Here is an 18,185-nt window from a genome sequence, read left to right as displayed (position 1 = left end):
GAACATATTTATCTCTGATTCATCCACGCAAAGACCCCATTTCCCGCATGCAGCGCATATTAAAAGTGGATATCGTCACGCCATCTTCTCTATTAGTTGCAAGTACCATTAGTTACAAGCACCGCTAATGACAGCCAGCTACAAACGCTATTTAATTACCTGCTACGGTACGGTGACGTTTCTCACGTCAGCGAATTTATCCATGAAGTTGCCGAACGTTCCCCCCATCATAAGTTGAGGTTGATGACAATCGCAGAGAGGCTAAAACAAGAAGGTCACCACAATGGGCTACAACAAGGGCTACAACAAGGGATACAACAAGGGCTACAACAAGGGCTACAACAAGGGATACAGCAAGGATTAGCGCAAGGAGTACAGAAAGGTACGCAAGAAGAAGCCTTACGTATCGCGCGCATGATGCTGGAAAATGGAATTGATCGTGATTTGGTTCGGTTAATTACTGGGCTATTGCCTGACTATGTCACAGAATGAGTCAGATTGGGAAGGTTTGTAACCTTCCCTGTTAATAATTAAATCGTGAGCGACTCAATCACTTCGATCCAGCCGTGCTCGCTGGCAAGATCCTGATTGTTAAGCCAACGGCGCAGCATATTTAGCGCCATCATTGCGCACACTTCCTGACGAATCGACAAGCTGTAGCGATTAGCGTTCAGCCGAACGCGCAAACCATATGTCCCATTGGGGGTGGCCAGTGCAAAGTTAATATGTTCGTTTTCGAAAGCTGATATCGCCAAAGCCAGCCCGGCATAATGTTTGCTACGTCGCTCGGTTACCCAATGCGCCGTTTGCGCCAGCGTTTCTTCCTGGGGCGGAACAACTTCGCTCGCCAACAACGGAGCATTAGCGCGAGAAAGCTGCAACGCGACCAGACCACCGGTAAATTGTTCGCTCAGCGTCAGGCTGTATTGTCGTTCCTGTAACGTGCGGGCGATTTGCGCAGGCAAACCTTCCGTACCTTCAAAAATCATGTTTTGCCCGGCAACCTTTTTCACCTCAGGCCACAGCGCCAGCATCGCTTCCCGTTGTGAATCCGGCCCGGTCAGCTTCAGCTCAATAATCGGCATTGAGGAGCGATATCCCATTGTTACACCCGGTGGCAAAGTCAGCGGATCCAGGCTTTGTGCCAGCTCGCTTTCAGAACGGCCAAAGGTGGTTAATCGCAGGCATAACGGGGGCTGAGCCAAAGAGAAACGCTCACGCAAACGCGGCAGGATCTCATGCTCAACCATGACTTTGAATTCTGACGGTACACCCGGTGTAAAGAACATCAGGCTGCGGTTAAGCTTCAGGGCGAACCCGCACGCGGTACCCACCGGATTATTGATAAACTCCGCGCTGGCGGGAAGTTCAGCCTGTTTGCGGTTACTTGGCACCATCACGCGGCCACGATCGCGGAAATATCGCTCCATCTCGGTCAGCCATGCTTCATGCAGCACCAGCCCTTCGCCTTTTGCCGTTGCCGCTGCCAGCGCGCTCAAATCATCGCTGGTTGGCCCCAAACCGCCATTAACGATCAGTATATCGGCGTGTTCGCTACGCTCACGCAAAACGGCGACTAAATCGTTAAGATTGTCACCTACCGTGTTGCGGCGTGTTAGCGGTAAACCCTGATTAAAGAAAAAATCGGCCAGCCAGGCGGCATTGGTGTCGACGATTTGTCCGTGCAACACTTCATCCCCGGTGGATAGCATCTCCACGTTTAACATCGTGTTCTCCTGCTTTTATGATGAAAACACTATAACGCATGGAGGGGGGAAGGCGCGACTGAACGCCGCGCCAGAAATGTTAGAAGCTGGCGTTAACCCCAACGTACGGGCCATCAGCAATTGCGTTATCACGGTTACCGTCTTTACCTGCCAGGTTCAGGTAACGATAACCGGCTTCGATGCTCAGCGGACGCATAATGGTCAAACGCGCACCGGCATTTGCTTCTTCATAGCTGTCGATACCGCTGGAAAGCGAATCAGGAGAGTAATAGTACTCACCAAACAGACGAATGCTGTCGCCGATCGGCCACTGTAAACCACCACCGACAGCCGCAGCATAACCTTCATCGCCATCGTTTGGATTGGTATAAACACCTTTACCACCAACGGTCGCCAGCAGTGGACCGAGCGGGATATTCAGCCCCAGGCCCAGCCCAGCAACATCGCCGTCGTCATCGTTATGCATCCAGTTGCCACTGACGGCCAGACCAGTGGTCTCAGTACCCATACCGAATCCAAGGTTGGTGTAGTCTTCGCCAGCCTGACCATTGATGCTAATCGCGTTTGCCGAAGCGGAAACAAACAGCATTCCGGCAAAACCCAACAGTAAACTTTTTTTCATTTTCTATCCTTTCCTGCAAGAATCAAAACATAGCCCCAAAACCGGTGAATTGTACTGTCAGATGACGAGGAATCAATGAGCTAAAAAAGCGATGCAAGACCATATTGTAACTAAATACTACTTAATGAGATTAGATAAGGTTAAATTTTTGTATGTAATCTATCATTCGCATCCCTGAACGCCATTTTCAACAACAATCAATTTTTCCTCGCCCGTACGGACTTAATCGTCGATGAAGCGTTTTTTCTCCAGCCAGCAAAAGGTAAGATAGGTGGATGATGGAATTCTTAATACCCGCCCCTGGAAGGACTTGACCTATGCGCCAAAGAACAATTGTTTGCCCATTAATTCAAAACGATGGCTGCTATTTACTCTGCAAAATGGCTGACGACCGCGGCGTGTTTCCCGGTCAGTGGGCGCTTTCTGGCGGTGGCGTTGAGCCGGGTGAACGCATCGAAGAAGCTTTGCGCCGGGAAGTGAGAGAAGAGCTGGGTGAGCAGCTGGTGTTATCAGAAATTACGCCATGGACTTTCAGTGACGATATTCGTACCAAAACATACGCGGATGGCAGCCAGGAAGAGATTTATATGATTTATCTCATCTTCGATTGTGTGGCAGCTAATCGTGAAGTGAACATTAACGAAGAGTTTCAGGACTTCGCGTGGGTTAAAGCGGAAGATCTTGACACCTACGACTTAAATATCGCCACGCGTAAAACGTTAACCTTGAAAGGGTTACTGTAAGTCCCACGAGTTTCAACGTAATATAAACAATGATCACATTAGCGGTATTGCTTTCAGCATTCAGCAACAGAGAGCAATACCGCCAAAATGACTAAAAATCTTTTATATTCAAATAAATAAACCACTCACTACTGTATTTATTATTATATCCCAAACCTTAAACTCTTAAGGATAAATTAACCTTCAGTCATTAACCTTTGTAGCCTGATGAAATAATTAACGACGCCCCTGTTTATCACTAAAAATAAAACTTCGGTGGCGTTAAATGGCTTGAAGGAATAATGATGTCTGACTTTTTGCCTTTCTCTCGCCCGGCAATGGGTGCTGAAGAACTTGCCGCAGTGAAGGCGGTTCTGGACTCTGGGTGGATAACCACCGGCCCGAAAAATCAACAGCTGGAAGAAGCCTTCTGTCAGCTCACAGGAAATCAACACGCTGTCGCCGTCTGCTCTGCCACGGCAGGTATGCACATCACACTGATGGCGTTGGGCATAGGTGCAGGCGATGAGGTCATTACGCCGTCGATGACGTGGGTTTCTACCCTCAACATGATTGTCCTGCTGGGTGCGACGCCAGTCATGGTCGACGTCGACCGCGATACGCTGATGGTCACACCTGAGCAAATTGAAGCCGCCATTACCCCACGAACCAAAGCCATTGTTCCAGTACATTACGCAGGCGCCCCCGCCGATCTTGACGCGATTTATGCCATTGGCGAGCGTTATGGCATCCCGGTAATAGAAGATGCGGCCCATGCCGTAGGGACATTGTATAAGGGCCGTCATGTCGGGGCGCGCGGTACGGCAATCTTCTCGTTTCACGCCATCAAAAATATCACCTGCGCAGAAGGTGGACTGATTGTTACCGACGACAGCCAGCTTGCCCAGCGGCTTCGCAGCCTGAAGTTTCACGGTCTGGGCGTTGATGCTTTTGATCGACAAACCTATGGCCGGGCACCGCAGGCCGAAGTGCTTGCGCCAGGATACAAATACAACCTGACGGATATCAATGCCGCTATTGCGTTGGTACAGCTGAATAAGCTGCAGCAACTGAATTCACGCCGGGCGCAAATTGCCCAGCAATATCAGCAGGCGCTGGCTGATACGCCATTTCAACCGCTGGGCCTGCCCCGGTGGCCGCACGTTCATGCCTGGCACTTATTCATCATTCGTGTTGACGAAACGCGCTGCGGGCTGAGCAGAGATGCCCTGATGGAAGCGCTGAAGACCAAAGATATCGGCACCGGTCTGCATTTTCGTGCAGCCCATACGCAAAAATATTATCGCGAACGCTTCACTACCCTTTCGCTCCCAAATACTGAATGGAACAGCGCGCGCATCTGCTCGCTGCCGTTATTCCCAGACATGACCGAAGCGGATACCCAGCGGGTCATTACGGCACTTCGCGAGATTGCAGGACAATAATCATGTTTGAAGCAGCACCAATCAAAAAAGTCTCGGTGGTCATTCCCGTTTTTAATGAACAGGAAAGCCTGCCAGAGTTAATCAGACGCACCAGCGCCGCCTGCGAGAAATTGGGTAAAGACTATGAAATTCTGCTAATCGACGACGGTAGCAGTGACAATTCCGCTCAGTTGATGATGAACGCCTCCCAGGCGCCAAACAGCCATATTGTTTCTATTTTGCTGAATCGCAATTACGGACAGCACTCGGCGATTATGGCCGGTTTCAGTCATGTCACTGGCGACTTGATCATCACACTGGATGCCGATTTGCAGAACCCGCCGGAGGAGATCCCTCGGTTGGTCGCCACAGCAGATGAGGGGTTTGATGTGGTGGGCACGGTGCGCCAGAACCGGCAGGACAGCGTATTTCGTAAGACCGCCTCACGAATGATCAACCATCTGATCCAACGAACCACCGGTAAAGCAATGGGCGACTACGGCTGCATGCTACGCGCCTATCGCCGTCACATCGTCGATGCCATGCTGCATTGCCAGGAGCGCAGCACCTTTATCCCTATTCTGGCCAACATTTTTGCCCGTCGCGCTACGGAGATCCCGGTACATCATGCAGAGCGCGAATTTGGTGACTCCAAATACAGCTTCATGCGTCTGATCAACCTGATGTATGACCTGGTGACTTGCCTTACCACAACACCGCTTCGCATGCTGAGTCTGTTGGGCAGCGTGATCGCCGCCACGGGCTTTACCTTATCAGTCTTGCTTGTTGTTCTGCGCCTGACGCTCGGCCCACAGTGGGCAGCGGAAGGGGTATTCATGCTGTTTGCCGTCCTGTTTACCTTTATCGGCGCACAGTTTATTGGCATGGGTTTACTCGGCGAATATATCGGTCGCATCTATAACGATGTCCGCGCCCGCCCCCGCTATTTTGTTCAACACGTTATCCGCCCACAAACCACGCAGTCAACCGAGGAAAACCGCGCATGAAAGCCGTCGTATTTGCCTATCACGATATGGGATGTCAGGGTGTCCAGGCCTTGTTGGATGCAGGTTATGAAATCGCTGCCATTTTTACGCACACCGACAATCCGGGTGAAAAAGCGTTTTTTGGATCTGTTTCCCGCCTCGCGGCCAGCGCCGGTATTCCGGTTTACGCCCCGGACGAGGTTAATCATCCCCTGTGGATTGAGCGCATTAGCCAACTGGCACCTGATGTTATCTTCTCGTTCTACTATCGCCATTTACTGAGTGATGAGATCCTCAGCCTTGCCCCTAAGGGTGCATTTAATCTGCACGGCTCGCTACTGCCCAAATACCGTGGCCGCGCACCGCTGAACTGGGTACTGGTCAATGGTGAAACCGAAACCGGCGTCACGCTTCACCGGATGGTCAAACGCGCGGATGCCGGTGCCATTGTTGCCCAGCAGCGGGTTGCTGTTTCGCCCGATGATGTGGCGTTAACGCTGCACCATAAGTTGTGCCAGGCTGCGCGTCAGTTACTGGAAGAGGCGCTGCCCGCGATTAAAACGGGAGATTATGCAGAACACCCCCAACAGGAAGCAGAAGCGACCTGTTTTGGCCGCCGTACGCCGGAAGATAGCTTCCTCGACTGGAACAAACCAGCCGCAGAGTTGCATAACCAGGTACGCGCCGTCAGCGATCCATGGCCGGGCGCATTTAGCTATGTTGGTACGCAAAAATTCACCGTCTGGTCGTCACGTGTTTGCAAAAATGACCGCGCAGCCCAGCCAGGAACCGTCATCTCCGTTTCTCCTTTGCTGATCGCCTGCGCTGATGGCGCACTGGAGATTATTACCGGGCAAGCTGGCGATGGTATTGCCATGCAGGGGTCACAGCTGGCGCAGGTTCTGGGCCTGGTACCAGGTTCTCGCCTGAACAGCCAGTCAGTTACTACCGCTAAACGCCGTACTCGCGTGCTGATCCTTGGCGTCAATGGCTTCATTGGTAACCATCTGACCGAACGCCTGTTGCAAGAAGACAATTACGAAGTGTATGGACTCGACATTGGCAGCGACGCCATTAGTCGTTTTCTGCAGCATCCACGATTCCATTTCGTCGAAGGCGATATCAGCATTCACTCCGAATGGATTGAATATCATGTGAAAAAATGCGACGTCGTGCTGCCGCTGGTAGCGATCGCCACGCCAATCGAATATACCCGCAACCCGCTGCGCGTGTTTGAGCTCGATTTTGAAGAGAACCTGAAAATCATTCGCTACTGCGTGAAATACCGTAAGCGCATCATTTTCCCGTCAACCTCCGAAGTCTACGGCATGTGTACCGACAAAGTTTTTGATGAAGACAGCTCGAACCTGATCGTCGGTCCGGTCAATAAACCACGCTGGATCTACTCCGTTTCCAAGCAGTTGCTGGACCGCGTAATTTGGGCATACGGCGAAAAAGAGGGATTGCGCTTCACCCTGTTCCGTCCGTTTAACTGGATGGGACCGCGTCTGGACAGCCTTAACGCCGCGCGTATCGGCAGCTCACGCGCCATTACTCAATTGATCCTCAATCTGGTGGAAGGTTCACCTATTAAGCTGATTGAAGGCGGTAAGCAAAAACGCTGCTTTACTGATATTCGCGATGGTATCGAAGCCCTGTACCGCATCATTGAAAACGAAGGCGGACGCTGCGATGGCGAAATTATCAACATCGGTAATCCGGAGAATGAGGCCAGTATTCAGGAACTGGCAGAAATGCTGCTTACCTGTTTTGAAAAACATCCATTGCGTAACCACTTCCCACCGTTTGCCGGTTTCCGTGACGTCGAAAGCAGCAGCTACTATGGTAAAGGTTATCAGGACGTTGAGCATCGTAAGCCCAACATTCGTAATGCAAAACGCTGCCTGAACTGGGAGCCCACCATTGAGATGCAGGAAACGGTAGAAGTGACGCTGGACTTCTTCTTACGCAGTGTGGATATCACGGAACACACATCATGACCAAAGTAGGCTTGCGCATTGATGTCGATACTTTCCGGGGGACGCGCGAAGGTGTGCCCCGCCTGTTGGAGACATTGAACCGGCATAACGTTCGGGCAAGTTTTTTCTTTAGCGTTGGACCTGACAACATGGGGCGCCATCTCTGGCGTCTTGTGAAGCCACAATTTCTGTGGAAGATGCTGCGCTCAAACGCAGCATCGCTCTACGGATGGGATATATTGCTCGCGGGAACCGCATGGCCGGGAAAAGAGATTGGCCAGGCCAATGCGGCGATCATTGCGCAAACCGCCCTGATTCATGAAACCGGTTTGCATGCCTGGGATCACCATGCCTGGCAAGCGCGAAGCGGAAACTGGAATGATAAACAGCTGATTGATGATATTTCACGAGGCATTACCGCCCTTGAAGCCATCATCGGACAACCGGTTACCTGTTCTGCGGTTGCCGGATGGCGTGCCGACAACCGCGTCGTCGAGGCAAAAGAAACGTTCCATTTACGCTATAACAGCGACTGTCGGGGAACGTCTTTATTTCGTCCTGTACTGGCGTCCGGGAAAACAGGTACGCCGCAAATTCCCGTCACGTTACCAACATGGGATGAAGTGGTTGGTCAGGAGGTCCAGGCGGTGGACTTCAACGCTTATATTCTCTCCCACATCCAGATGAGCAGAGGAACACCGGTGTACACCATTCATGCGGAAGTTGAAGGCATCGCCTTTCATCAGAATTTTGACGAGCTGCTTACTCGCGCCGCCGACATGGGGATGACATTTTGCCCGCTTGGCGAGCTGTTACCAGACGATATCAGCACGCTGCCAACAGGACGGATCGTGCGGGGAAAAATACCGGGCAGAGAGGGATGGCTCGGCTGCCAACAACCGGTGAGCGTGACACAATGAAACCTGCTGCCCGCCATACTCTGGCCTGTATCGCGTTTATTGCACTGTATTTTATTCTCCCCATCAACAGTCGCCTGCTCTGGCAGCCTGATGAAACGCGCTATGCCGAAATCAGTCGGGAAATGCTGACGTCCGGCGACTGGATCGTGCCGCACTTTTTAGGACTCCGTTACTTCGAAAAACCGATTGCCGGATACTGGTTAAACAGCATCGGACAATGGCTATTTGGTGCTAATAATTTTGGCGTCAGAGCGGGGGCTATTTTTGCCACCTTGCTGACGGCGCTACTGGTAGCCTGGCTTGCCATGCGGTTATGGCAGGATAAGCGTACCGCCGTACTCTCTTCTGCTATCTTTTTAACGTTCTTTTCGGTTTACAGCATCGGTACCTACGCGGTACTTGATCCAATAATTGCGCTTTGGCTGATGGCGGGCATGTGCTGTTTTTGGGAAGGCATGCAGGCCACCACCAGAACGCGCAAAATCATCGCTTTTTTGCTGTTAGGGTTAACCTGCGGTATGGGCGTGATGACCAAGGGCTTCCTGGCGCTTGCCGTTCCTGTGCTCAGCGTACTGCCGTGGGTTTTCGCGCAAAAGCGCTGGAAAGATCTCATGCTCTACGGTCTGCTGGCGGTTATCGGCTGCGTCGTGATTGTGCTGCCGTGGGGAATAGCGATTGCCCGGCGTGAGCCGGATTTCTGGCATTACTTCTTCTGGGTTGAACATATTCAACGCTTCGCACAGGATGATGCCCAACACAAGGCTCCCATCTGGTACTACATTCCGGTATTCGTGGCTGGCGCATTACCATGGCTCGGGCTGCTCCCCGGCGCGCTGCGTACGGGCTGGCGTGAGCGGGATGTTCCGCGCAGCGCGCTGTACCTGTTAAGCTGGATTGTCATGCCAATCCTGTTTTTCAGCATCGCCAAAGGAAAACTGCCAACCTATATTCTTTCTTGCTTCGCCCCGCTGGCGATATTAACGGCGCGTTTCGGCCTGCAGGCCGCGGAAAAAGGCTCCGCCGCACTGCGTGTGAATGGCTGGATCAACGTGCTGTTCGGCGTGACCGGCATTGTCGCCACATTTATTGTTTCCACATTGGGTCCGTTAAAGACGCCAGTCTGGTCGCATATCGAAACGTATAAGGTGTTTTGCGCGTGGGGCATTTTTATCACCTGGGCACTGTTCGGTTGGTATACGCTAAATAACCGCGAGAAGAACTGGAAATTCGCCGCGCTGTGCCCGCTGGGACTCGCGCTGTTGTTTGGTTTCTCAGTCCCTGACCGGGTGATGGAGTCTAAACAGCCGCAGTTTTTTGTCGAGATGACTAAAGAGTCGCTGGAGTCGAGCCGTTACATTCTCACCGACAACGTTGGCGTTGCCGCAGGGCTGGCCTGGAGCCTGAAGCGTGACGACATCATAATGTATGGCCAAACGGGCGAGTTAAAATATGGCCTCAACTACCCGGATGCTCAGGGGCGCTTTGTCAGTCGGGAAGACTTTGCCGACTGGTTAGCGCAACATCGTCAGCAAGGAAATATTACGCTCGTGCTCACGATTGATAAGGATGAAGATATTAATCAACTCGCCATCCCTCCCGCTGATTACATTGATAATCAGGGGCGACTGGTTCTGATTCAGTATCGACCAAAATGATCTGGATAGCCTTAGTTCTCGCCAGCCTGCTCAGCGTCTGCGGCCAGCTATGCCAGAAGCAGGCGACCCGACCAGTGTCCGTTCGTGCGCGAAAACGCCACGTCACGCAATGGATTGGGCTTGCTCTGGCAAGCCTCGGTCTGGCCATGCTGCTATGGCTGGCGGTACTGCAGAACATTCCTGTCGGCATCGCCTACCCCATGCTGAGTCTTAACTTTGTATGGGTGACGCTGGCCGCGTGGAAAATCTGGCGCGAACCCGTCACTACACGCCACTGGCTGGGAGTTGGGCTGATCATTACCGGCATTTTTATTCTTGGGAGCGCAGTGTAATGGGCATCTTTTGGGGATTATGTAGCGTTATTATCACCTCCGCAGCCCAGTTGAGCCTCGGCTTCGCAATGGATAATCTGCCGCCAATGATGCAGCCGCTGGCGTTCATCTCCGCCGTATTCTCTCTCAGTATTGGAGCGTTTGCTTTATCTGCCGGGCTGGCAGGCTATTTGCTGTCGGTTATTTGCTGGCATAAAGCCCTGCACCAGCTCGCGCTGAGCAAAGCTTATGCCCTGCTCAGCCTGAGCTATGTGCTGGTTTGGGTTGCATCAATGATTCTGCCCGGCTGGCAGGGAACATTTTCAGTAAAAGCGCTGGTTGGGGTACTGTGCATCATGGCGGGTTTAATGACGATTTTTCTGCCTGCAGACAAGCACCGGCGCTGAGCTCATTTATCTGCCGACAGTCGTAACAGGCGCTCCCATTCGTCACATATGTACTGTCTGGCATCGATTATTTTAATCACGCGGGATGCATCGCGATTAACACAGTACTGCGCATCTTTCAGCGGTGAAAGAAGATCGCCAGGTTTAACCCGCTCGAAAGATTGCGCCTCAGCGAGCATCTTAAGCGAACCACCACTATCGCAAAGTACGATATAGAGCCTCCCTGCTTTCTTGTGACAGCAAGACTTCTTCACATGCCATTCCATAGCGCACCTTTTGTTAATAAATTTCACACCAGGTTACACTTTAGCAGATAAACAAAAGGACAATAGCTGCGGAATGACAAAAATGAAAAATGTAATTAATGCTTTCTTAATGTTAATGATGAAGCACTTACCCAATCCGACAACGCACGACGCGAGATTTTAATCCCTCCGGCTTTAAGCTCGGGTGGCAATGTCAACCAACATACCGGTTGCTGAAAGCGGGCCAGCTTATCTTTTACCCACTCTGCCAGATTAGTTTCTCCAGCATTAGCGTCATACTCAACGACCGCCACCGGGCGATGGCCAAATTCTTTGTCTTCTATCGGCACAATAAAGGCCTGCAGAACATGTGGATGTGCGGCAATCACGCGTTCCACCTCTTCCGGCTGTATGCCTTCCCCGCCGCTAAAGAACAGATTGTCCATACGACCGACAATGGTTAACTTGCCGTCCTTCAACACGCCGCGATCGCGGGTTGCAAACCAGCCTTCCGCGTTCGCTAAAGGCATAAGCTGTCCGTTACGCCAATAACCTTGCGCCATGCTGGCGGCTCGTAGCCAAACTTCGTCATTAACGATCCTGACTTCCCGCCCTGGTAAAGCAGAGCCCACATCCGCCAGGCCATCTGCTTCTTTCGCACAAACCGTAGAAGCAAACTCCGTCAATCCGTAACCGCACCAGCAACGAATCCCCTGTTCACGCGCCTGTTCCGTCAACTCAACAGGAATTGCCGCACCGCCCAGCAGCACCGCTTTTAGCGTGACTGGTGTGTTATTAACAAGTAAGCGCCACAGTTGCGTGGGCACCAGTGAAGCGTGAGTGCATCCAGCCAGCATTTGATCCAGCGGCTGTTTGTCGCGCACGGTCATTCGCGCCCCGGCGAACAACCATCGCCACAAAATGCCCTGCCCGGAAACATGAAACAGCGGCAATGAGAGCAGCCAGTCATCCTCAGCACCAAACGACATTAATGACAGTACGCCCTGCGCGCTTGCCAGATGCGCCTGACAGGTATGCACCGCCGCCTTTGGTAATCCGGTAGAACCTGAGGTTAACGTCATCGTGCTCAAACGCTCGGGCAACCATGCGGTGGCGTGATCGCCTGGCAACGACTGCATCTGTAACGGACTGAGTTCCGGGAGTGCGATAGCAGCCTCCAGGTCCAGCGCAAAACGTAGCGTTAAGTCCGGGACCAACGCATCAAGCAGCGACTGAGGCAACTGTGGGTTCACAGGTAAAACCCGCGCCCCACACTGCAGCAGTGCCAGCCAGGCCAGCAAAGCGCGCGGATGATTCCAGGCGCGAAGCAGGACGCCATCGCCTTCTTCCACGCCCTGAGCGGCAAAACCGCAGGCCAGATGGTCGATGCGCGCGCAGAGCTCGCTCCAGCTTAATACCTCATCGTTGAGGCGTAAGGCTGGCGCCTTCGCACGAACCTGTCGCCAGTGACGCCACGGCCAGTCACTGGGTTGTATCAGGCCCGATAAGCTCACGCTATCGGGCATTTCCTGCTGGATCATAGCAGACGTTCCAGCGCATCAACGTCGATACACGGCAACGCGCTACCCGGCCAGGTGCGTACCTGCTGGCACTGCATCAGGCTCAGGGTATCGAGACCCGGGATGGTTTGCGGCGTCAACCAGGCAGCAATTCGCGCCAGCTGGGTTAAGCCCAGACTCGACTCGATTGACGAACTGATAACGGCAGTAAGACCAAGCGCATGCGCCGCTGCTACCTGTTCACGGACTTTATCGAGACTACCGGTCAGCGTAGGTTTGATAACCACAGCCTTGATGCCCTCTTCGGCTTCGAAGGTGAAATCCGCTTCACGCAGACTTTCATCCCAGGCGATGGCAATGCCGGTTTCACGCGCGAAGGCACGAGAATCATCACGGGTTTTGCACGGTTCTTCGAGGAAGGCAATGCGTCCGCGGTACTCCGGATTAACGTATTTCGCGAACTGCTGAGCTTTCAACGGCGTCCAGGCCCGGTTGGCGTCAAGTCGCAAATGCAGCTCCGGGATCGCCTCAAGTAACAGATTGGCTACCATGCCGTCGCGAACTGCTTCATACAGACCGACCTTAATCTTCGCCACTTTTTCGCCCGGCATGTCCGCCAGTTGCAGTACCAGATCGTCAGGATCGCCCGTACACAGCGGTGCAGCACGATAGTCTGCGTCCTGTGGCAATACGCCAGCCAGTTCGGCCAGCGCACAGCTTACGCCAAAGGCGACCGAAGGCAGTTGCGCTAAGGAGGCATCCCCTTGCAGCCAGCCTTTCACCCAGGCCAGCAACTCGGTTTGCGCTTCTTCCCAGCTTTCCTGACTGAAGCCCGGCAGCGGGGAGATTTCTCCCCACCCTTCACGCTCACCGTCACGAAGAAATACGTATAACCCGTCACGCGTTTTTAACCGCCTGTCGCGCAGAATCACCCCCGCGTCCATGGGGATCTGCCAGCGGTATACCTGCGCGCTACGCATTACGGATTCCGTTTGAATTTGCTGAAATCAGGCTGACGTTTCTGGTTAAAGGCGTTACGGCCTTCCTGACCTTCTTCCGTCATGTAGAACAGCATAGTGGCGTTACCTGCCAGCTCCTGCAGACCTGCCTGACCATCACAGTCGGCGTTCAGTGCAGCTTTCAGGCAGCGCAGCGCCATTGGGCTGTTTTGCAGCATTTCGCGACACCAGCGTACTGTCTCTTTTTCCAGATCCGCCAGCGGAACCACGGTGTTGACCAGCCCCATATCCAGCGCCTGTTTCGCATCGTACTGACGGCACAGGAACCAGATTTCACGCGCTTTTTTCTGACCGACGATGCGCGCCATATAGGAAGCGCCCCAACCGCCGTCGAAGGAACCGACTTTCGGACCGGTCTGACCGAAGATGGCGTTTTCAGCCGCAATGGTCAGGTCACACATCATGTGCAGCACATGACCGCCGCCAATGGAGAAACCTGCAACCATCGCCACGACCGGTTTCGGACAGGTACGAATCTGACGCTGGAAGTCCAGCACGTTCAGGTGATGCACACCGGAGTCATCCTGGTATCCGCCGTAGTCGCCACGTACCTTCTGATCGCCGCCTGCGCAGAACGCTTTGTCGCCAGCACCGGTCAGAATAATTACGCCGATGTTGTCATCATAGCGAGCATCCGCCAGCGCCTGGATCATCTCTTTCACAGTGACCGGACGGAAGGCATTGCGTACCTGCGGACGATTAATGGTGATTTTTGCGATACCGTCGGTGGATTTCTCGTAAAGAATGTCGGTATAGCCTTCAGAGCAATCGTGCCATTCTACCGGTGCGTAAAGCATTGTTTCATCAGGATAGATCATAAAATGTCCTATAGTCAGCGACGCAGAATCTGAGCCAGACAGTCCACTACACCCGCGGGGTTGTCCCGATGCGCGTTGTGTCCGGCATTACGAATCACATGGTTTGGTACTGATATTTCCGCCGCCAGAGTGCGGAATTTATCATCACGTTCACCACATAAATAATAAAACGGAAATGTGCACGTCGTGAGTTGCGCACGTAAATCAGGTTGTACGGCAAGCGAGGTGGCCTCCAGCATTGCCGCCAGCGTTTGCCCATTATTCTGGCTACGCAGAGCGACCAGCGCCTCTCTTTGTACCGTGTTCAGCGAGGAAAAAACGGGCTGTTGATACCAGTCATTAAACACCTCACGTAGCGGCTCTGCGCGAAAACGCGCAGCCCAGCGGCCATCCGAGAGACGACGCTGAACGCGCGCCTCTTCGCCTTGCAAGCCTGGATGTCCACCTTCAACCACCAGACCACAAAGCCCAGGCATCTCCTGACAGGCCGCCATCATCGCGACTCTGCCACCAAGAGAGTATCCCACCAGCCAGTAGTTGTGTATGTTGTAACTAAGTAGAGTATTACGCAGCAAAACGTTTACGTCATCGAATCCGCTCACGCTGATGTCAGCGGAGCCACCGTGTCCCGGCAGATCGATGTATAGCCGCGAATAATCCTGAAACGCTTCGCCGACCGTCTGCCATTCCCGACAATCGCCAGAGAAACCGTGCAGGAAAACCAGCCAGGGAAATCCCGTCTGGCCCTCTTTCGCCTGCGCATACAGGATCATAGATGACTTACCTGCGCCAGCAGTTGCTGCAAGGTTTGCGCCCCGTCAGTTTCATTCACCACCAGCTCAATCACCGTGGCCGCAGGAGTACGCCAGGCGTTAGTCAACGCGCTCTCCAGCTGCTCCCAGTTTTCCGGGCGCTGGTATTTAAGGTTAAACATGGCGGCAGCATGCTCGAAATGTACGTTCTGCGGCATCAGATAGAACCGTTCGCGTTCGCTGGCTGGCGTCGGCAGCAGAGAAAAAATCTGTCCGCCGTTATTGTTGACCACTATCAGGACAAACGGTGCAGAAACCTGGCGCAATAACGCCAGCGCATTCAGGTCATACAATGCAGATAAATCGCCAACAATCGCCAGCGTCGATTTCGCGCTGGCACGCTGTACACCTGCTGCCGTTGACAGCAGGCCGTCAATACCGCTCGCGCCACGGTTGCTATAGACCGGGTAACCAGCCGGAAGCTGCGACAGCGCATCAATCAGGCGTACCACCAGACTGTTACCCACGAACAGCTGCCCCTGCTCCGGCAAGTATTCGCGAATACGGTGGGCTAATTGCGCTTCACCAAACGCCTCACGACGGGCTTCTACCGCCTGCCAGGCCAGTTGCGCCAGACGAGGGATTTCCACGTACCAGGGCTGACGTTTCTCCGCCGGATGCAGCTCCAGCCAGTCGCCAACTTTCGCCACCAGCCTGCGGCCACGATGGTGAGCCGGATCGAGGCGGCCTTCGATATTATCGACAATCCAGTATTCCTGCGGATCGCAACTGACCTGCCATTGCAGGAGTCGTTTTCCGGTCAGGCTGCTGCCAAGCTGCACCACAATCTGCGCCTGCTGTAACTCAGCTACCGCTTTCGCATTTCCCAGCCACAGGTCGGCGCACGGCAGCGGTTGTCCGGTTTGCGACAGAACATCACCAATCAGCGGCCAGCCTAACGTCTGCGCCCACTGCGCAACTTTCTTACCTTCTTCAGCGCTCATGCGGCCCGCAATGACTACGCCGCGTTTTTGTCGCCAGAAAAACCAGTCGCGCTGTTTGTCGCTTTCCAGCCGACGCGCTTCTCGCAGCCAGGGTTTATCGTCCTGCCACCAGTCGCCGAGGCGCTGCTGCCAGGCAATCCCCGTTTCGTCCATATCGCCATACAGCGGTTCCGCAAACGGGCAATTGATATGAACCGCCCCGCTATGCAGGGTTGCTAACGCATTATCAATAGTGGACACCAGCCAGCTTGCCGGAATGTCCTGAGTCGGACGCGGTAAAGAGAGCGTTTGCGATGGATGCGAGGCAAACATTCCGGCCTGACGAATCGCCTGGTTCGCGCCACAGTCGATAAGCTCTGGCGGTCGGTCTGCCGTAAGTAAAATTAGTTTTTCACCGGTCAGGCCCGCTTCAATCAACGCGGGATATAAATTCGCCACCGCGGTACCGGACGTCACAATCACTGCGACAGGCTGACGGCTAACTTTTGCCAGACCTAAGGCCAGATGACCAAGACCACGCTCGTCAAAATGGGTGTGGTGGATGAATGCGGGGTTTTCCGCTGCCGCCAGCGTCAACGGTGTAGAACGAGAGCCAGGGGCAATGCAGACATGCCTGACGCCGTGGCGAGTGAGTGCTTCCAGAATGACCGCCGCCCAGCGTCGGTTAAATGCGCTTACTGACATGAGATTGTCCGGTATCAATATTGCGACACAGTATAAAGAATCGAATAAATGGATTTTTGATATGAGTCGGTAATGTGTGACTCATTAGGCTTCCATCTGTAATAAAGTACGTAAACCCGCCGCTTTGTTGTCTATTTCTTGCCATTCCTGCTCAGGATCTGAACCACGTACGATCCCTGCCCCGGCATACAGGCGCACCACGTTTGCGCTAATTTTCGCCGAACGTAGTGACACGCAAAACTCACTTTGGCGCCGTGAAAGATAACCCGCAGAACCGGCATACCACTCACGTTCAAAGGGTTCATTTTGTTGGATGAATTCACGCGCCAGCTCTCGCGGAATACCGGCGACAGCCGCCGTGGGCTGGAGTTGCATCAGGCAAAGCGTATCGTCGGCCTGATTCAGTTCCGTCCAGATGCAACGGCGCAGGTGCTGCACTTTACGCAGCCTGAGCACCTGTGGCGGCAGCACGTCGAGAGTTTGCGTACAGCCTTGCAGGCGCTGGCAAATATCTTCAACCACCAGCATATTCTCACGCTGGTTTTTATCATCTTTCATTAGCCATTCACCCAACTGCCAGGCCCGATGATCCTCTGGATGATTGGCCACGGTTCCGGCCAGCGCCTCGGTGCGTAACGCCGTATCACGTCGACGCCACAGGCGTTCTGGCGACGATCCAAGAAATGCACACTCTGCCGAAAAGGCCATAAAGAAATGGTAGCAGTTCAGGTTTAAGCGACGGCTGGAAGCCATCACGGCCGCGGCATTAACCGACTGAGAAAACTGTAAGTCGGTCGCCCGTGCCAGCACAACCTTATCGAGGTCTTCTCCTGCGATTGTTTGCGTGGCGAGTTTTATCAGATTTGTCCAGCCAGCTTTATCCGGCCAGTTCTGTTCTCCCGTCAAATTCAAGCGCAATGCAGGAAGCGGTTTTACAGGAGCAAGCGATGAGATAAAGGCAATCGCATGTGCAGCGTCTTCACGTAGCGACACGTCGCTATAGAGATGTAAGCGTAAGCTCGCCACTCCGGCGCAACGTCGCCACTCCAGCCGCGGCAGCAGCAAATTGCCACGCTGTGGCTCAAAGGCATTCAGGCCCCAGATGCGCAGGTCGGGATGGTTATCATGCTGACGTAAAAACTGCTGAGCTGATTCCAGTGAGGAAAATGCGGCGACGGCTCCCAGTACGGCGGCCTCTTCGTCGCCGTTACGCTGCTGCCAGTAAAACTGGGGCCAGACGGGTTGACTGGCCAGCCATCCTAAAGCGTCAAACGCATCATTCAGTGGGAAAGGTATATCGTAAATACGAATTCCAGGTGCTGCTGGCATCTCTTGCGATAAATGACGCATCAGACTTTCCAGCGCAGTAGTGATTGAATGCACGCGGACC

18 protein-coding genes are annotated in these 18,185 nt (G+C 53.5%); 9 read left to right on the top strand and 9 right to left on the bottom strand.

Annotated elements, in window-relative coordinates; translation table 11 throughout:
• Positions 1-243: 243 nt before the first annotated feature.
• On the top strand, positions 244-492 hold the full coding sequence (locus OGV71_RS13780) for an Rpn/YhgA-type helix-turn-helix domain-containing protein (RefSeq protein WP_353622297.1): 249 nt from the start codon (positions 244-246) through the stop codon (positions 490-492).
• A 38-nt stretch (positions 493-530) separates the two neighbouring features.
• On the opposite strand, the gene OGV71_RS13775 is transcribed toward OGV71_RS13780, so the two are convergent.
• Both OGV71_RS13775 and OGV71_RS13770 read right to left on the bottom strand, forming a co-directional pair.
• The gene (locus OGV71_RS13775) at positions 531-1,727 is read right to left on the bottom strand and encodes a nicotinamide mononucleotide deamidase-related protein YfaY (RefSeq protein ID WP_286533531.1); all 1,197 of its coding nucleotides are present in this window, start codon (positions 1,725-1,727) and stop codon (positions 531-533) included.
• Positions 1,728-1,806: 79 nt separating this feature from the next.
• Complete coding sequence (locus OGV71_RS13770) at positions 1,807-2,349, bottom strand: YfaZ family protein (RefSeq protein ID WP_003027640.1); 543 nt, start codon at positions 2,347-2,349, stop codon at positions 1,807-1,809.
• A 317-nt stretch (positions 2,350-2,666) separates the two neighbouring features.
• On the opposite strand from OGV71_RS13770, the gene nudI reads away from it, so the two are divergent.
• The 8 genes from nudI to arnF all read left to right on the top strand — a co-directional run bounded on the left by nudI (position 2,667) and on the right by arnF (position 10,753).
• Positions 2,667-3,092, top strand: a complete 426-nt coding sequence (nudI, locus tag OGV71_RS13765) for a nucleoside triphosphatase NudI (RefSeq protein WP_204583408.1) — start codon at positions 2,667-2,669, stop codon at positions 3,090-3,092.
• Positions 3,093-3,376: 284 nt separating this feature from the next.
• Entirely contained in the window at positions 3,377-4,516 is a 1,140-nt protein-coding gene (arnB, locus tag OGV71_RS13760; protein WP_071697039.1) for a UDP-4-amino-4-deoxy-L-arabinose aminotransferase, read from the top strand.
• A 2-nt stretch (positions 4,517-4,518) separates the two neighbouring features.
• Positions 4,519-5,502 (top strand): undecaprenyl-phosphate 4-deoxy-4-formamido-L-arabinose transferase, encoded by a 984-nt coding sequence (gene arnC, locus OGV71_RS13755; protein WP_003027648.1) that lies wholly within the window; start codon positions 4,519-4,521, stop codon positions 5,500-5,502.
• Complete coding sequence (arnA, locus tag OGV71_RS13750; RefSeq protein ID WP_204583407.1) at positions 5,499-7,481, top strand: bifunctional UDP-4-amino-4-deoxy-L-arabinose formyltransferase/UDP-glucuronic acid oxidase ArnA; 1,983 nt, start codon at positions 5,499-5,501, stop codon at positions 7,479-7,481. Before arnC ends, arnA begins: the two co-directional genes overlap by 4 nt.
• A complete protein-coding gene (gene arnD, locus OGV71_RS13745) occupies positions 7,478-8,380 on the top strand; it encodes a 4-deoxy-4-formamido-L-arabinose-phosphoundecaprenol deformylase (protein ID WP_204583406.1) in 903 nt (300 codons plus the stop codon). Before arnA ends, arnD begins: the two co-directional genes overlap by 4 nt.
• Entirely contained in the window at positions 8,377-10,035 is a 1,659-nt protein-coding gene (gene arnT / locus OGV71_RS13740) for a lipid IV(A) 4-amino-4-deoxy-L-arabinosyltransferase (protein ID WP_204583405.1), read from the top strand. The genes arnD and arnT overlap by 4 nt, the downstream gene beginning before the upstream one ends.
• A complete protein-coding gene (arnE, locus tag OGV71_RS13735; RefSeq protein ID WP_003027661.1) occupies positions 10,032-10,367 on the top strand; it encodes a 4-amino-4-deoxy-L-arabinose-phosphoundecaprenol flippase subunit ArnE in 336 nt (111 codons plus the stop codon). Before arnT ends, arnE begins: the two co-directional genes overlap by 4 nt.
• Positions 10,367-10,753 carry a 4-amino-4-deoxy-L-arabinose-phosphoundecaprenol flippase subunit ArnF gene (arnF, locus tag OGV71_RS13730; protein ID WP_003027663.1) on the top strand — a complete coding sequence of 129 codons (387 nt, stop codon included), beginning with the start codon at positions 10,367-10,369 and terminating at the stop codon, positions 10,751-10,753. The genes arnE and arnF overlap by 1 nt, the downstream gene beginning before the upstream one ends.
• Before the next feature lie 2 nt (positions 10,754-10,755).
• Here the strand turns inward: arnF and pmrD are convergent, their stop codons facing one another.
• The 7 genes from pmrD to menF all read right to left on the bottom strand — a co-directional run bounded on the left by pmrD (position 10,756) and on the right by menF (position 18,178).
• Positions 10,756-11,019 (bottom strand): signal transduction protein PmrD, encoded by a 264-nt coding sequence (gene pmrD / locus OGV71_RS13725; protein ID WP_048218323.1) that lies wholly within the window; start codon positions 11,017-11,019, stop codon positions 10,756-10,758.
• A 95-nt stretch (positions 11,020-11,114) separates the two neighbouring features.
• Complete coding sequence (gene menE / locus OGV71_RS13720; RefSeq protein ID WP_204583404.1) at positions 11,115-12,539, bottom strand: o-succinylbenzoate--CoA ligase; 1,425 nt, start codon at positions 12,537-12,539, stop codon at positions 11,115-11,117.
• Positions 12,536-13,498, bottom strand: a complete 963-nt coding sequence (gene menC / locus OGV71_RS13715) for an o-succinylbenzoate synthase (RefSeq protein WP_204583403.1) — start codon at positions 13,496-13,498, stop codon at positions 12,536-12,538. Before menC ends, menE begins: the two co-directional genes overlap by 4 nt.
• A complete protein-coding gene (gene menB / locus OGV71_RS13710; protein WP_003027671.1) occupies positions 13,498-14,355 on the bottom strand; it encodes a 1,4-dihydroxy-2-naphthoyl-CoA synthase in 858 nt (285 codons plus the stop codon). The genes menC and menB overlap by 1 nt, the downstream gene beginning before the upstream one ends.
• Before the next feature lie 14 nt (positions 14,356-14,369).
• Positions 14,370-15,128 carry a 2-succinyl-6-hydroxy-2,4-cyclohexadiene-1-carboxylate synthase gene (menH, locus tag OGV71_RS13705; RefSeq protein ID WP_204583402.1) on the bottom strand — a complete coding sequence of 253 codons (759 nt, stop codon included), beginning with the start codon at positions 15,126-15,128 and terminating at the stop codon, positions 14,370-14,372.
• A complete protein-coding gene (gene menD / locus OGV71_RS13700) occupies positions 15,125-16,795 on the bottom strand; it encodes a 2-succinyl-5-enolpyruvyl-6-hydroxy-3-cyclohexene-1-carboxylic-acid synthase (protein WP_204583401.1) in 1,671 nt (556 codons plus the stop codon). The genes menH and menD overlap by 4 nt, the downstream gene beginning before the upstream one ends.
• 84 nt (positions 16,796-16,879) lie before the next feature.
• The gene (menF, locus tag OGV71_RS13695; RefSeq protein ID WP_286533525.1) at positions 16,880-18,178 is read right to left on the bottom strand and encodes an isochorismate synthase MenF; all 1,299 of its coding nucleotides are present in this window, start codon (positions 18,176-18,178) and stop codon (positions 16,880-16,882) included.
• Positions 18,179-18,185 lie beyond the last annotated feature (7 nt).

Origin of the sequence: Citrobacter sp. Cf088 (assembly GCF_030334295.1) — a bacterium.
In the GTDB taxonomy this organism is placed as follows: Bacteria; Pseudomonadota; Gammaproteobacteria; order Enterobacterales; family Enterobacteriaceae; genus Citrobacter; species Citrobacter freundii.
This window is presented reverse-complemented; position numbering and strand designations above follow the sequence as displayed.

Bases quoted from the DNA above. Each gene is read 5' to 3' on its own strand.
- menB (WP_003027671.1), bottom strand. From the start codon at position 14,355: ATGATCTATCCTGATGAAACAATGCTTTACGCACCGGTAGAATGGCAC.
- menH (WP_204583402.1), bottom strand. From the start codon at position 15,128: ATGATCCTGTATGCGCAGGCGAAAGAGGGCCAGACGGGATTTCCCTGG.
- arnT (WP_204583405.1), top strand. From the start codon at position 8,377: ATGAAACCTGCTGCCCGCCATACTCTGGCCTGTATCGCGTTTATTGCA.
- OGV71_RS13775 (WP_286533531.1), bottom strand. From the start codon at position 1,727: ATGTTAAACGTGGAGATGCTATCCACCGGGGATGAAGTGTTGCACGGA.
- arnC (WP_003027648.1), top strand. From the start codon at position 4,519: ATGTTTGAAGCAGCACCAATCAAAAAAGTCTCGGTGGTCATTCCCGTT.
- OGV71_RS13780 (WP_353622297.1), top strand. From the start codon at position 244: ATGACAATCGCAGAGAGGCTAAAACAAGAAGGTCACCACAATGGGCTA.
- arnF (WP_003027663.1), top strand. From the start codon at position 10,367: ATGGGCATCTTTTGGGGATTATGTAGCGTTATTATCACCTCCGCAGCC.
- arnB (WP_071697039.1), top strand. From the start codon at position 3,377: ATGTCTGACTTTTTGCCTTTCTCTCGCCCGGCAATGGGTGCTGAAGAA.
- pmrD (WP_048218323.1), bottom strand. From the start codon at position 11,019: ATGGAATGGCATGTGAAGAAGTCTTGCTGTCACAAGAAAGCAGGGAGG.
- menC (WP_204583403.1), bottom strand. From the start codon at position 13,498: ATGCGTAGCGCGCAGGTATACCGCTGGCAGATCCCCATGGACGCGGGG.
- nudI (WP_204583408.1), top strand. From the start codon at position 2,667: ATGCGCCAAAGAACAATTGTTTGCCCATTAATTCAAAACGATGGCTGC.
- arnA (WP_204583407.1), top strand. From the start codon at position 5,499: ATGAAAGCCGTCGTATTTGCCTATCACGATATGGGATGTCAGGGTGTC.
- OGV71_RS13770 (WP_003027640.1), bottom strand. From the start codon at position 2,349: ATGAAAAAAAGTTTACTGTTGGGTTTTGCCGGAATGCTGTTTGTTTCC.
- menD (WP_204583401.1), bottom strand. From the start codon at position 16,795: ATGTCAGTAAGCGCATTTAACCGACGCTGGGCGGCGGTCATTCTGGAA.
- arnD (WP_204583406.1), top strand. From the start codon at position 7,478: ATGACCAAAGTAGGCTTGCGCATTGATGTCGATACTTTCCGGGGGACG.
- menE (WP_204583404.1), bottom strand. From the start codon at position 12,539: ATGATCCAGCAGGAAATGCCCGATAGCGTGAGCTTATCGGGCCTGATA.
- arnE (WP_003027661.1), top strand. From the start codon at position 10,032: ATGATCTGGATAGCCTTAGTTCTCGCCAGCCTGCTCAGCGTCTGCGGC.